The 14,206-nt window shown below is 51.1% G+C and carries 11 protein-coding genes and 1 riboswitch; of the genes, 6 read left to right on the top strand and 5 right to left on the bottom strand.

The genetic code is table 11. From position 1 onward, the window contains the following. Positions 1-191: 191 nt before the first annotated feature. The 4 genes from OOT00_RS10230 to guaA form a co-directional block, all read right to left on the bottom strand. Positions 192-1,007, bottom strand: coding sequence for a protein phosphatase 2C domain-containing protein (locus OOT00_RS10230; RefSeq protein WP_265425283.1), 816 nt, complete (start codon positions 1,005-1,007; stop codon positions 192-194). Between the two features lie 88 nt (positions 1,008-1,095). After that, positions 1,096-2,367: a glycosyltransferase family 4 protein gene (locus tag OOT00_RS10225; protein WP_265425282.1), complete on the bottom strand. Its 1,272-nt coding sequence runs from the start codon at positions 2,365-2,367 to the stop codon at positions 1,096-1,098. Between the two features lie 187 nt (positions 2,368-2,554). Then, positions 2,555-3,670 (bottom strand): tRNA-queuosine alpha-mannosyltransferase domain-containing protein, encoded by a 1,116-nt coding sequence (locus OOT00_RS10220; protein WP_265425281.1) that lies wholly within the window; start codon positions 3,668-3,670, stop codon positions 2,555-2,557. Positions 3,671-3,810: 140 nt separating this feature from the next. Continuing rightward, the gene (guaA, locus tag OOT00_RS10215) at positions 3,811-5,079 is read right to left on the bottom strand and encodes a glutamine-hydrolyzing GMP synthase (protein WP_265425280.1); all 1,269 of its coding nucleotides are present in this window, start codon (positions 5,077-5,079) and stop codon (positions 3,811-3,813) included. A gap of 177 nt (positions 5,080-5,256) precedes the next feature. On the opposite strand from guaA, the gene OOT00_RS10210 reads away from it, so the two are divergent. The 6 genes from OOT00_RS10210 to OOT00_RS10185 all read left to right on the top strand — a co-directional run bounded on the left by OOT00_RS10210 (position 5,257) and on the right by OOT00_RS10185 (position 13,552). After that, positions 5,257-7,386: a Tex family protein gene (locus tag OOT00_RS10210; RefSeq protein WP_265425279.1), complete on the top strand. Its 2,130-nt coding sequence runs from the start codon at positions 5,257-5,259 to the stop codon at positions 7,384-7,386. Beyond that, on the top strand, positions 7,364-8,674 hold the full coding sequence (locus OOT00_RS10205; RefSeq protein ID WP_265425278.1) for a PAS domain S-box protein: 1,311 nt from the start codon (positions 7,364-7,366) through the stop codon (positions 8,672-8,674). The genes OOT00_RS10210 and OOT00_RS10205 overlap by 23 nt, the downstream gene beginning before the upstream one ends. Positions 8,675-8,962: 288 nt before the next feature. After that, a complete protein-coding gene (locus tag OOT00_RS10200; protein WP_265425277.1) occupies positions 8,963-10,297 on the top strand; it encodes an OmpP1/FadL family transporter in 1,335 nt (444 codons plus the stop codon). A gap of 136 nt (positions 10,298-10,433) precedes the next feature. Beyond that, entirely contained in the window at positions 10,434-11,621 is a 1,188-nt protein-coding gene (locus OOT00_RS10195) for an aminotransferase-like domain-containing protein (RefSeq protein WP_265425276.1), read from the top strand. A 99-nt stretch (positions 11,622-11,720) separates the two neighbouring features. After that, positions 11,721-11,869: riboswitch (FMN riboswitch) on the top strand. Between the two features lie 114 nt (positions 11,870-11,983). Further along, on the top strand, positions 11,984-12,628 hold the full coding sequence (gene ribB, locus OOT00_RS10190; RefSeq protein ID WP_265425275.1) for a 3,4-dihydroxy-2-butanone-4-phosphate synthase: 645 nt from the start codon (positions 11,984-11,986) through the stop codon (positions 12,626-12,628). Positions 12,629-12,862: 234 nt separating this feature from the next. Further along, entirely contained in the window at positions 12,863-13,552 is a 690-nt protein-coding gene (locus OOT00_RS10185) for a hypothetical protein (protein WP_265425274.1), read from the top strand. Between the two features lie 112 nt (positions 13,553-13,664). Here the strand turns inward: OOT00_RS10185 and OOT00_RS10180 are convergent, their stop codons facing one another. After that, complete coding sequence (locus tag OOT00_RS10180) at positions 13,665-14,135, bottom strand: hypothetical protein (RefSeq protein WP_265425273.1); 471 nt, start codon at positions 14,133-14,135, stop codon at positions 13,665-13,667. Positions 14,136-14,206: the final 71 nt, after the last annotated feature.

Here is a 14,206-nt window from a genome sequence, read left to right as displayed (position 1 = left end):
AGGAACCTCTCTGCTCCCTTCCCTTCTTTTTCGTACCGCCAACCCACCCATAATGGCCCATGCATACGCTTAGCGGAAGTCTCCGTAAAGCCCCCGGCTTTGCCATGGGGAGTTTCAGAGGTATGCCATAAGGTCAGACCTCTTTATAAAAAAGTATGGAATCGGCATGATGAGAAAAGAAAAGAAGGGGATTATTCTATGATACGGAGAGCCACAGCGCCCATATCATCATGGGTTTTAAATCTGGGGTAACGAACACAGTCTGGATCAGAAGCCTCAAGTTCACGCACATAATCACGGACAGCGGGAAGCCCGCCCATCTGAAACAGGTCTGCCATGGCATCAAAGCAGGTTATGGAAGGATCTTCGGTGGGAATGAACAACCCATCGGTAAAAATAAGCACATGGGCAATATCCTTAAGGTCCGCTGTTCCTTGATTCAGAAAGGAAATAAAACAGGGCTCACCGTTCAGGACACCATAATCCCGGTTCATCCGGCTCCGTACCCGGCGGATCTGGTCTCCAAGGGCTTCCATAATGGTCTGTTCCGTTTTACCGGCCATGGATTTCCACATGGAAAGGGTTTCCGCATCATGATCAACATTTTTTACCGGTACTGAAAAAGAGCCATCTTTATGCACAAAAAGAATCAGGCTGTCACCAATCTGAATCCAGTGCATCCGGTCACTATCCATTTGAACCACAGCCGCAGAGGTACTCCAGAGAGAGGCCCTGTCTGACATATCAACCTGATGAGCCAGCATGTTCTCACGGATAGCCCCGTTGGCTTCTCCGGCAAGGAATTTCAAAGTACCTTTTCCCGTGGTAAAAATCTCTTTTGCCGTATGGGAAGCCAGAAAACCACCCGTAACCCCATTCTCAAAGCGCCTGCCGCAAAGACTTGTCGCTCCATCGAACACCCCGAATGTAGTACCATTCAACGAAATGGCATCTTCATTAAGAGCACCCGTTCCCTTTTCCAGAATATATGAAATGCGGAACTCCACAGATTCACCCCTTTGAACGGACACTCTTGTAAAATTCTGGTAATTTAATACAGAAAAAGCAGTCATTCAAATCGATAATATCAATCTATCAGGGCTTTTCCATAGAGAATACACAGAGGTCTCCATGTACTGCAGGCTCTGTTCTGACCTGTTCGTACAGAAACTGAACCCGACGAAAAAGAGCCCCCCATGTGTGGCACTGCATTGCTTCGGCCAGTGTATCATCAGGGGGATCCAGGCCCTCATAACAGGCATGCACTTCATCATTGATAACATCGGCAAGATTGTGCACCAGAGCGGGCACATCTCTTTCATGGGGCCTGTCAATGGTCTGGAGAGGTGGCAGCTCAATCATGCGAATGGCGTGACCGTGCAAGCCGACAAAAAGGGCCTCCGTTCCCGGAAGTTTTGTGGTGATAATACGGCACCCGGAAGCCAAAGCCTCCAAAAGAACCAGAGGCTGACCTTCAAAAAAAGATGGCAGAATAAACATATGGGCCTCCCTCATGCGAGCAGCAAGCTCCGTCTGATTCAGCATGCCCAGCCATGAGACATTCTTTTTCATGGAACCGGCCAGTCGGACACAGGCATCATACTCATCGCCAGAACCAGAACCGGCAAGAGAAAGATGGAAAGGAAGGGATATGTCGTTCAGTATTTTTATGGCCGATAAAAGCCAGAAAACACCTTTGGCAAAGGAAATCTTACCCGCATACAAAAGACGCACAGGAGGGAGGTCCGGCTTGGGTGCGGGATAAAAGCACTGTGCATTATATCCTGTACCGATCACGTGAATCCGTTCTTCCGGAATACGGTACAGAAAAGATATTTCCTTTTTCTGGGTTTGGGTAAGGGCAATTACGGCATCAGCCCTCCCGCAGCCGATCACTTTTTGACGTAAATGGGGGCAGTTTTCAAACTGCCTCAGGTCCGTACCATGAGAGGTAATGACAAGGGGGATAGTGGGAAAAAGATCCTTCACCAGAGAAGCCATGAGCCACAGATGATTGCCATGAATCACATCCGGCCTGAAAGTCAGGACCGCTTCGGATATGGCTACACGGAATGCCTTTTCCAGGGCATGCAGCTGCCCTTCCCCAAGGTCCATGAAGCGGGTGCTGCGATAGGGCATTCCATCACTCATGCCCGGAATGGGAAAGGTAAGGTCCCTTGTACCAAACCGCACGAAAGAAACATTCTTCTTCCACGGGCCCTGAAATGAAGACTCCTCTCCTTTTTCAACGGCGGCAACCAGCCATGTTTCATGGCCCAGAGACTTTGCCTCACGTATCATGGACTGGGTGTAAAAGCCGCTTCCCGTGCAACCGGGCTTCTGGCTCAGAAGATATAAAATCCGCATTGAATCTTTCTTCCATTATTGACCCGGCCAAATTCCAGCCAGTATGATACTGTCTTCATATAAATAGAGCCAATCAGCCTGTGCAGGCTTTTCAAAACGGTATTGGTAACAAAGACTGCCGTAAAACCCCCGACTTCCGCCATGGGGAGGTTCCGAAGGACCAGCCCTCCTTCTTGCCCCACCCTGGCTACCTGCCGCTGCCCAACGTTCCTTTTTTGGCATGCACCATATCTTCCAGAGCCTTATTGAATGGAACAATCCGTTCTTTCCAGTCAAAACGAAGAACCCATGAACGAAGATCCTGATATTTCCTAAACTCCTCTTCAGGGCAGCTTGCAAACCATTCCAGCTGGCTGATCAATCCACTGGTATCCTTGTACAAACATGAGGAATGAAATTCAGGGGGTAGCAGTTCAGGGTAAGACAGCCGGGAAGGAAGCAGGGGCAGGCAGCCTGCTGCCATGGCTTCCGCCACGGCTATCCCAAAATTCTCCTGCCATGCCGTGCTGATACAGATGTGAGCCCTCGAAAGAAAACGGAAATAGTCTGTTTTATCCTCAGGATAATCGGAGCAGATGATGTGCTCTCGGAAGGTTTCCATTGCCCGGCTAAAACTATCCGGAACTCTGGCATGTCTTGCTCCAAGCAGCATGAGCTTAAAGTTAACATTTTTTTTTCTGACCTCTTCCAGAGCAAAGAAAAAATCAGACGGGTTTTTATCGTGTTCCCATCGATGATTCCATACTATGCACCGGGGCAGCGCATAGCTTTTATCCCCGGCAGGAGTCAGACCCGTAAAATCGCAGCCTGGGTACAGCACAACACTCTTTTCCCGTATTGTATCCAGTACCCACAAGAGGTCGGGCTTAGGAAAACGACGAAAAAAGGCATCGGCGGACTGAAAAAAACGATGGCTGTGAGATGCCGAATTAAACGCCACAACATCGGCTGCCATAGCCGATGTCAGGTCGGTCATGGCAGGCTGATAATCCACATGACTTCTGGGAGATGGCGGATAATCAAACTGATTTTCATGGAAATACAATAATACGGGTGGACACATGGGACCGGCAAGGGCCTTGAAATCCGCAACACTCATCATATTGGTGGCAACAATGCCGTCGTAGGCTTCCATTCTCTCCGTTTCTTTTATGAAAAGAAGAGCAGCCGATCGCATGCGCCATTTCCAGTGCCTTGCCGGGAGTGTCTTTATTTCTGTGGTATGGGGCAAATGACGGCAGAGACCGTCCATAAACGCTTTGTGGGAACCGCCGTAGTATGCTTCCAGCATGAGAAAACGCATGGCAAAACTACCTTCCTGTTTCAACAGAGAAGGCCTGCAACGGCATGCAGGCCTTTTGTTGTTAAAATTCAGCCAGCTGTTCATGGAACGGATTCAGATCTGTCATTTCCCGCGCCTGCAAAACCCTAGAGCAGGCAAGCCTATTCCCACTCTATGGTCGCGGGCGGCTTGCTGGTGATATCGTAGACCACACGATTGACATCCTTTACCTCTGCGGCAATTCTTCCCGCCACCTCCGTGAGAAAGTCAATGGGCAGGGGCACAACGCCTGCGGTCATAAAGTCTGTGGTCTGCACCGCACGCAGGGCGATCACATATCCATAGGTACGGGCATCATCGGTCACCCCTACGGACTGCGCGTTGGTCAGAACAGCAAAATACTGGCTGGCCTGGGTCCCGTATCCCCTGTCATCCATGGATTTCCGGAAGATAGCATCGGCTTTTCGAAGTATTTCAAGCTTTTCCAGGGTCAGTTCTCCCAGACACCGCACGGCCAGTCCCGGGCCGGGAAAAGGCTGACGCCGGGTAACCACATGGGGAATTCCCATTGCCTCGCCCACCTTGCGTACCTCATCCTTGAAGAGGTACTTAACCGGCTCAAGAATACCTTTGAAATCAATCCGATCCGGAAGACCTCCCACATTGTGGTGAGCTTTGACGGTCTTACCCCCATCCCAACCGCTTTCAATGATATCCGGATAAATCGTACCCTGAACAAAATAATCGAGATCACCCAGCTTACGGGCTTCTTCCTCAAACACCCGGATGAATTCCTCCCCGATAATGGCACGCTTCTTCTCCGGATCACGGATACCCTTCAGTTTTTTCAAAAACCGTTCTTCAGCATTCACGGAAACAAGGTTGATGCCGAACTGCCCACGGAACACCTCTTCAATCTGCCGGGGTTCATCCATGCGCATGCAGCCATGATCCACAAAAACACAGGTAAGCTGATGACCAACAGCCCGATGAAGCAGGGCTGCACATACGGAAGAGTCAACTCCGCCAGACATGGCCAACAGCACTTTTCTGTCACCAATCCGGACCCGGAGATCAGCCACGGTCTCGTCAATAAAGGCTTCTGTGGTCCAATCCTGACTCAGGCCACAGGTATCTACAAGAAAATCCCTCATCTCCGTTTCTTCCCAGGAAGAGACGGCCATATCCAGCACTGGGAGATTCAGTGCTGCCGTTTCAGCGGGCAGCTCACGGCCCAGAGTACGCTCCCCGCAGGCTTTTCCCCTCTGAAGGATCAATGCTTTGGGCTTAAGTGCAACAATCCTGTCCACCTCCGTAGTATAGGGCAGCACTTCACAGTAAATATTCCGCTGCCGCACAGCCTTAGCCACCATCTGGGCATTGATGGCCCCAAAATCCAGTATCACCACACAATCATGTTGTTTTGCCATGAAACCAGCTACCTCCCGTGGGTATATCTAATTGGATACCATTCTCAACAAAATAAAACCTATACCGCATCAGCCCCTGCAAACCTTGCATTCTGAGCGGCCATGGCGTACATTTTCCGCCGTATTCCGGGAATCCTTCCCCTTGTACCTCCCCATCCATACCATCAGGGAAACACCATGAAAAGCATCCAGACAAACATTGCTGCCGAGCTTTCCATTCATAGCCATCAGGTGAATGCCGTACTCACCCTTCTGTCTGAAGGCGCTACCATACCCTTCATAGCCCGTTACAGAAAGGAAAAAACCGGCGGACTGGATGAGGTTCAGATAGCCACCATCCAGGACAGGCTGGAAGCCCATGAAAAACTGGAAGCCCGCCGGAAAACCGTGCTGGCATCTCTCATGGATCAGGCAATCACAGATAGAGAACTCATCAAAGCTGTTGAAAAGGCTGCCAGCCTCGCTTCACTGGAAGACCTTTATCTGCCCTACCGTCCCAAACGCCGGACCCGTGCCATCATGGCCAGAGAGAGAGGGCTTGAACCTCTGGCGGAACACCTCTGGGCTCAAACCAGCTCCATGAATCCCCTTTATGAAGCAGCAGCCTTTGTCAACAAAGATGTTCCGGATGCCCAGGCTGCTCTGGACGGCGCACGGGATATACTTGCAGAAAAGATCAGTGAAGACGCTGTCATACGATCCTCCCTCAGGGATCTGTTCTTCAAAAAAGCCATGATAGCCAGCCAGGTGATCAAGGGGAAAGAAACAGAAGGGACCACCTTTCGGGATTATTTTGCCCATGAGGAACCGATCTCCCGCGCTGGTGGACACCGCATCCTTGCCATGTTCCGCGGAGAAAGGGAAGGCTTTCTGCGTATCAGTATCCGCCCCGAACAGAACGAAGCCCTGAACCGCCTTCTTGGCCGGGTGATCTATCGTAAAAACAAAGCCTCCGAAGAGGTGGAAAAAGCAGCTCAGGATGCATGGAAGCGCCTCATTGCTCCGGCCCTTGAAACAGAACTGAGACAACACCTGAAAGAAAAAGCGGATCAGGAAGCCATTCAGGTATTTGCCACCAACCTCCATGCTTTGCTCATGGCTCCCCCCATGGGCGCAAAGCCTGTAATTGCTGTAGATCCGGGCTTCCGGTCAGGCTGCAAAGTGGTCGTTCTGGACAGTAGCGGCAGCCTGCAGGCCGATACCCTTATTTTTCCCATGGATAAAAAAAACGAGGCGGAACAACGCATAAAAGACCTTCTTCACCGCTTTGGAGCGGCTGCCATTGCCATTGGCAACGGTACGGCAGGCAGGGAAACGGAAACCTTTTTCAGAACCATGGACCTCTCCATTCCCGTCATCATGGTCAATGAAGCCGGAGCTTCCGTCTATTCGGCATCCTCCATTGCAAGGGAAGAGCTCCCGGATCAGGATGTAACCGTAAGAGGCGCGGTTTCCATAGGTCGCAGACTCATGGACCCCCTTTCCGAGCTGGTCAAAATCGATCCAAAAGCCATTGGAGTGGGCCAGTATCAGCATGATGTGGATCAAAAGCTTCTGCGCCAGCGCCTGGACATGGTGGTTTCCTACTGTGTCAACCGGGTGGGTGTTAACCTGAACACGGCCAGCGCATCCCTGCTGTCCCATGTCTCCGGCCTTGGCCCCGGACTTGCCAGGGCTGTAGTGCAGTACAGAGCAGAAAATGGTCCCTTCAGGGATAGAAAGTCCCTTATGAAAGTACCCCGACTGGGAGCCAGGACCTTTGAGCAGGCCGCAGGCTTCCTCAGGGTGCCGGAAAGCGCCAACCCACTGGATGGCAGCAGTGTTCACCCGGAACGCTATGCCCTTGTCACCCGCATGGCAAACGATCTGGGTACCGATGTGGCAATGCTGATGAAAAGCTCCGGGATGAGAGCCGGCATTCGGCCTGAAAACTATGTGGATGGAGATGTGGGCCTGCCCACATTGAAAGATATTCTGGCAGAGCTGGACAAGCCGGGGCGGGATCCAAGGGAAGGATTTTCCATTTTTTCCTTTGCGGATGTACACACCCCTTCCGATCTGAAGCCTGGAATGAAACTTCCTGGAATTGTCACCAATGTAACGAATTTCGGGTGTTTTGTGGATGTGGGTGTACACCAGGATGGACTTGTCCATATCAGCCAGATGGCCGATCGGTATGTTAAAAATCCCCATGAGGTAGTCATTCCTGGACAGACGGTGAATGTGTGGGTACTGAATGTGGATATAGCCAGAAAACGTATCTCTCTTTCCATGAAGGAGCGCCATGACAACAGCACGGATTGCTGAACTGGAAAATAAAATCCACTTTCTCGAAAACCAGCTTGCTGAGGTCAAGAACTCCCACAATGAGCCGGAAAACCGATACAGAACCCTTTTTGAGCGGGCACTGGATGCTGTGTACATCCTGGATATGAAGGGAAACTTCCTTGATATCAACCAGACGGCTATTCAGTTGATGGGGTATTCAAGGCAAGAAGCTCTGGGCCTGAATTTTTTTGATCTGATTCCGGAAGAGCAGTCCGAATCCGCATTTCGCAAACTTGCGGATTCGGCCAACTACGACATCTACCGTGATCCTCTGGAATTTCGGGTCCGTCGCAAGGATGGCACATGGATATGGATTGAAACCAAAGCTAAAATCCGGTTCGAAGACGGCCTGGCAGCCGAACTGCGCGGTATTGCCGTTGATATTACGGAAAAAAAGCTGGCACGGGAAGCCCTTGCCCAACGGGAAGAACAGTACAGGGCCATTTTTGAGGCTGCCACAGATGCGTTTTTTCTTTTTGACCTGGATGGCAATATGGTGGCCCTTAATCCTTCTGCAACAGAACTATACGGTTATCAGGAAGAAGAACTCGCTGGCCGCTGCGGCCTGGACTTGACCCCAGAAGATTTTCATCCGGTTTTTTCGGCATTTCTTCAGCAGGTTCGTACCAATGGACGCTATTTCTCCCTTAGCCGTCACCCCAGAAAAAATGGCAGTCTTATGGATGTGGAAGTCCATGGAATCCGTTTTCTTTACCAGGGTAAGCCCCATATTCTGGCATCCATTCGTGACATTTCCGAACGGGTACGCATGGAAAAGGATCTACTCCTTCAGAAAAAAAAAACAGAACAAAAATCACGTCATCTGGAAGAGACAAACACCGCTCTCAGGGTACTGGTCCGCCAGAGGGAAGCCGATAGGGAAGAGCTGGCCCGCAGTATGGTTGCCAATGTTCAGGAACTGGTGTTGCCCTACCTTGAAGAACTCGCCGGGGCAGGTCTAAAAGGAAGGGAACATGCCCTGCTCACAACGGCAATCAGCAACCTCGATGCCATTGCATCACCCTTTGTGCGTCAGCTTTCCAGTGCCTATCACCGCTTCACACCAATGGAAATACGCATCGCCAATCTTGTCCGCCATGGACGGAGCAGCAAAGAGATTGCTGATATCCTGTCCCTTTCCAAAGGAACCGTAGATTTTCACAGGAATAATATCCGCAGCAAACTCGGCATCAAAAATGCTCACATCAATCTGAGAACCCATCTTCTTTCACTCAGCGAGAATACTTCCCTACCTGAAAACATCTGATGTTCTGAACGTTATTTCCCTTGTGGATGCCAATCTCCCCAGCCTCATACCACCATTATCCCAGCCAAAATATATGCTTTATACCTATACTAACCATAGATTCTTTACCTATTGCCTAATGATCGGGATAAGGGCAAGCTACGCCTCGCTTTGCTTATATCTCAAGATGTAAGCAGAAAAGCATAGAGCGCTTATGACTTTTCACAATATGGTGAACCTGCCGTCAGACCTTTGCCAACAATCCCGACATTTTGTCACATGAAAACAGTAAACGAAAGGACAGCATTCATGTCAGGCCTTTTCAGGCACATGGCAGTATCCCTTATTTGTATATTACTCAGTGTCCCGGCTGCAAAATCCGGCATGGTGGATACCTACGGCATCGGTGCCAGAGCAACAGCCCTTGGAGGGGCCTTTGCAGCAAGGGCCGATGATCCCTTTGCCATTTATTACAACCCTGCTGGCATCACTCAGTCGGACACCCTTACCCTTGCGGCAGGGGTTCACTTCCTCATGCCGGATATCGATATCAACCGTTTCAGCATTTCAGGCGGTGCGGCAGATCTGCCCCAGGCCGCTGCCTGGCCCCATCTGCAGGGCCATACAAATCATCAGGACAAGACCACAGCCCTTACCATTCCCGCCTTCGGTGCCACCATGCCCGTAAACGACAGCATATCCATCGGCTTTGCCGCCTACGTGCCATGGGGCCTTGAAATTTCATGGGAAGATGCCCCTTCCAATCCCCTTGCCTACAATGCCACACGAGCCTACTATTTCAGGGAAGTGGTCACTCCAACCATCGCCTTTGCCCTGAATAAAAACATCAGCGTGGGTGCGGGCATTTCCATCGGAAAATCAAAGGTAATGAATCAGTGGATTCAGGCAGGAACGGGCTATTCCATGCGGGCTTCCATGACCGATGATTTCAATACATCCCTGAACCTCGGTGTTCTCTACACCGGAGAAGTGTTCAGCATGGGACTTACCTGGCGCGGACCGACATCCACAGATTTCAAGGGCGACCTCCTTGCCAACGGATGGAAGGCTAGCGGTGTCAGCCTGAAGTATGACCACCCCGAACAGGTACAGGCTGGAATCCGATACCGTCCTCCTGGGCTGCCAGGCTTTTCCATTGAAATAGACGGCCTCTGGACCCGGTGGAGCATCAATGAAACACAGGATGCCCACCTTACTCCGGGCCTCTCCCTGCCCGGCCATTCTGCTCCCGTTACAAGCCTTGCCATAGCAAGAAACTGGAAAGATACTCATCAGGTACGAGTCGGCCTTGAATACCAGACTACGGAAAAACTTGCCCTTCGCTGCGGGTTTTACACAGACCCTTCGCCCATTCCGGATGCTTCCATGGATTTCATCTGGCCGGATGCGGACAAGGAAACATGGTCTGCGGGGGCCGGATATGCCTTTGCACCCGGCTGGATTATGGATATGGCCGTAACATGGACCCGCATCATCAATCAGAGGCATATCAGGGGTAATTCAGAAGCACTGAATGAGTCCTATGACATGCCCGATGGGTATGGTCTTCCCCATGCCATGGCAAGCTTTGATGCGGATGGAGAAGTCTTTGGTTTTGCCTTCACTTTTTCCCGGCATTTTTAAAAAGCTATGCGGGCTTGCATTCCAACAGAAAGTCAGATAGGCAATTCTGCTCAGCAGCACGAACAACCATCTGCCCTCCGAAACGACAGATGCCTTCCCAAATCCTCGCAGGAAACTTTCAGTCAGGAGACTTGCCATGACCATCCCCTTTTCCGACCGCATTTCCGACGTACCCAGATCTTTTATCCGTGAAATCCTTAAAGTTGCCATTGATCCACAAATCATATCCTTTGCGGGCGGGCTTCCCAACCGAAACTTCTTTCCAGTGGAAGCACTGCAGAACGCAAGCAATAAAGTTTTTGAAACAGCGGGCAGAGAAGCCCTTCAGTACGCTAACTCTGAAGGAGATCTGATTCTGCGGGAAATGATTGCAAGCCGTTATAAAGAAAAAAAAGGGCTGGATATAAAAGTAGACAACATTCTCATCACCAGCGGCTCCCAGCAGGGACTGGATTTGATGGGTAAAATTCTTCTGAATGATGGAGATGGCGTTGTCATTGAAGAACCGGGCTATCTGGGAGCCATTCAGGCTTTTTCCGTTTACAGGGCAAGTTTTCATCCTGTCCCCATATCCGAGGAAGGAATGGATACGGAACGGCTGCAGTCCATTCTCCAACAAAAGAAACCCAGAATTCTCTATACCGTACCGAACTTTCAGAACCCGTCTGGCATCACCTATTCCGAAGCAGGCCGGGATGCCCTTGCAGCGGTCCTCGAGCGATCCGACACACTGCTGATCGAAGACGATCCTTACGGGGAACTCCGGTTTACGGGTAAGGACAAAACGTCTTTTGCAAAGCGCCTGCCGGATCAGACAGTCATGCTGGGTTCTTTTTCAAAGATCGTTGCGCCGGGTCTCCGCATCGGATGGATAGTGGCTCCGGATCTCATCATGGAAAAGCTCATTGTAGCTAAACAGGCAAGCGATCTGCACACCCAGTATCTCGGCCAACTCATTATCCGGCAGTTTCTGCAGGACAACGACCTTGATGGACACATCAGCACCATTACGGATGTGTACAATCAACAGCGCCTTGCCATGATCCGGGGCGTGGAGCAGTACTTTCCGGAAGGTGTTCAGTTTACCCGACCCGAAGGCGGAATGTTTCTGTGGATGACCCTGCCATCAGACCTTTCCGCCATGTCTCTTTTCCACAGGGCCATCGACAAAAAAGTGGCTTTTGTACCCGGAGACCCCTTCTATGCCAGCCGTAAGCATGTTTCTACCCTGCGCCTCAACTTTTCATGCGTGGATAAGGCCGGTATTGATACTGGCATGGCCCGGCTGGGAGGTGCCGTGAGAGAAGCCATGGAACAGCGTTGAAAACTATGGCCCATGTCACTATGACCGTGAGCGGAAGGAGCGCACTGCTGCGGGCATTTTCTTCTTGACAGAAAGGACAAAAGAGACTTGTCTTAGCCTGCTTATTCTCAGGGCGGGGTGGAAATCCCCACCGGCGGTATTCCGGCTATGCCGGAGAGCCCGCGAGCGCTCCTTCAGCCCGAAGGGGGTCAGCAGATCCGGTGAAAGGCCGGAGCCGACGGTAACAGTCCGGATGAAAGAGAATAAGGCAGTCCTGCCTGCGCAGACTGGTTGTCTGTCTTGGCTGTTTTACGCCTTGCGTGGCTGTCTTTTTCTGTGCCCTGATTCTGGTAACCTGACAGATATAAAAGGAGTTTCTTACCATGAATCAGAACCTTTCCACCCGTTTCGGCGATCCTGTGGAACGTGTCCGAAACGCCATTCTTTCCATCCAGAGCGGAAGCGGTGTTCTGGTGACCGATGATGAAGATCGTGAAAATGAAGGCGATCTCATCTTCCCTGCGGAAACCCTCACATCCAGCCAGATGGCCCTTCTCATACGTGAATGCAGTGGCATTGTCTGCCTCTGTCTCACGGATAAAAAAGCGCGGTCTCTGGAGCTGCCACCCATGGTGGCGAGTAATTCCAGCCGGTACCAGACGGCCTTCACCGTGTCCATTGAGGCCGCAGAAGGTGTCACCACAGGTGTTTCCGCATCGGATCGGGTCAGAACCGTTCAGGCCGCCTCCGCAGATAATGCGAAACCCGGGGACCTGAACCGGCCCGGCCACATTTTTCCGCTCCGCGCCCGCCCCGGCGGTGTGCTGGAGCGGAGAGGGCACACGGAATCCACCATTGACCTCATGCAGCTGGCCGGGCTAAAACCCTGCGGTGTTCTCTGTGAGTTGACCAATCCTGACGGAACCATGGCCCGCATGCCAGAAATTCTGACTTTTAGTGAAACATACGGCTTCCCCGTACTCACTGTGGAAGACATCGTATACTACCGTAACAGCATAAAAGCATGATCCCTGGCGGAACGGCCCGGCTATCCGGCCGTTCCGCAGCCAGAGCCCCGTGCATCCTTCCGGATCTTTCATTCGCTGCTTTATACTCCCGGCCACCTCTGTGAACAGTGCTAGCGTCATGGGTTGACGGAACAAAACAATGTTTAAACAAACCATTGAAAATATTTCTTCCATTTCGTCCTCTTTCCTGTTAGGCATAAACTAACTTGCACACTACCTTTATGGGAGGTTGGAATGAAAAAAATAAACCGCTCAGCCCTTCTGGCAGGAATATTTTTTTTACTCTGTCTACCTGCACACAGTACGCAGACAGACAGTCTGGCCGCAATGGAACAGGAAATAGCCGACATCCTGGAAATGCTGACCAGCGGCATGGATGACCAGAAATCATGTTCCGATGGCCACAATATTGTGGACCCTGCCCTCAACGGCGCCATTACTGATATGATCGCTGAGGAAGAAGAACATGCCCTGTCCCGCAGGGAACGATGGGAAAATTCCCGAGAAAAAGGCGGACGGGTCATCACTGCGGTTGAAAAACAGATCCTACTGAAAAAAGCCTTTATTGATAACTCCAGACAGGCCTATCTCCTTGCATCGGATGTGGAAAAACATCTGCATGAAATCCGCAGGGAGCTGCTGGCAATTCTTGCCAGCGATGCCCGGGAAATGAGCGGAGATGAATACATCGCTTTTAAAAATTCAATCCGCCAGCTCAGTAAGGATGGGAAAGCCGCCGATTATACGGCTGGCAGCATCCTGCGTGAAACCCGGCGTTATATTCGCCATGTTGCCAACAGAGACCTGAAAAAAGCCATGAATTCTTTTGAAACAATGGTTTCCCTTCAGGAAAAGCAGCTGAATCTGCTGGAGGCCATGGAATATCATACCTATGAAATAGTGCTCTTGTTGAAAAGCATCTAAATACTCGTCACAATCAGGGTAAAAAACAACAGCAGCCCGGAAATTCCCGGTCTGCTGTTATGCGCAGTTTATGCCTGCATTTCTGGATGGCCTAAAAGCCATATCAGAATACTCAGGCGACCTTCTGGATGACGCCACTCAGCATACGATCCGCCGTTAACCCGGCCGCCAGCCTTTTTTTAGCCATATTGCGAAGCTCCATTTTGCCCTCATCATTCATGGGCAGACTGACGGCTGCACGGGTCAGAGCCTTCTCCATGACCGCCCGCACCCGGCTGAAGCCCTCCTCCACCTCAGGGTAAAGGTTATCTTTTCTCCATGGCAGTACCATGCGTCCTTCAGATCTGGCTGCTTTATGGGATGGTGTAATCACCTCCCACGCACCCCTTGCAGGCAACCCTCTTCTCTCATTTTTATCCGGATAGCAGTGACTTTCCCAGTAATCATGGGGCATGGGGATTCCCGTATCTACAGCCACCGGAGCCATGGCAAGTTCTTTTTCAGCTGGTTCCAGGGTAATGACCCAGCTCAGCACAGGCCGATAATTACCCCGCTTTTTCTCTATCTTCCAGCAGATTTCCATCCTACCTCCTCTGTCAGGAAAGATGTCCCTGATTTCCATGTCACACTGCACCCAAAGCCGTTCGGCAACCA

Source organism: Desulfobotulus pelophilus, from assembly GCF_026155325.1.
Lineage (GTDB): Bacteria > Desulfobacterota > Desulfobacteria > Desulfobacterales > ASO4-4 > Desulfobotulus > Desulfobotulus pelophilus.
This window is presented reverse-complemented; position numbering and strand designations above follow the sequence as displayed.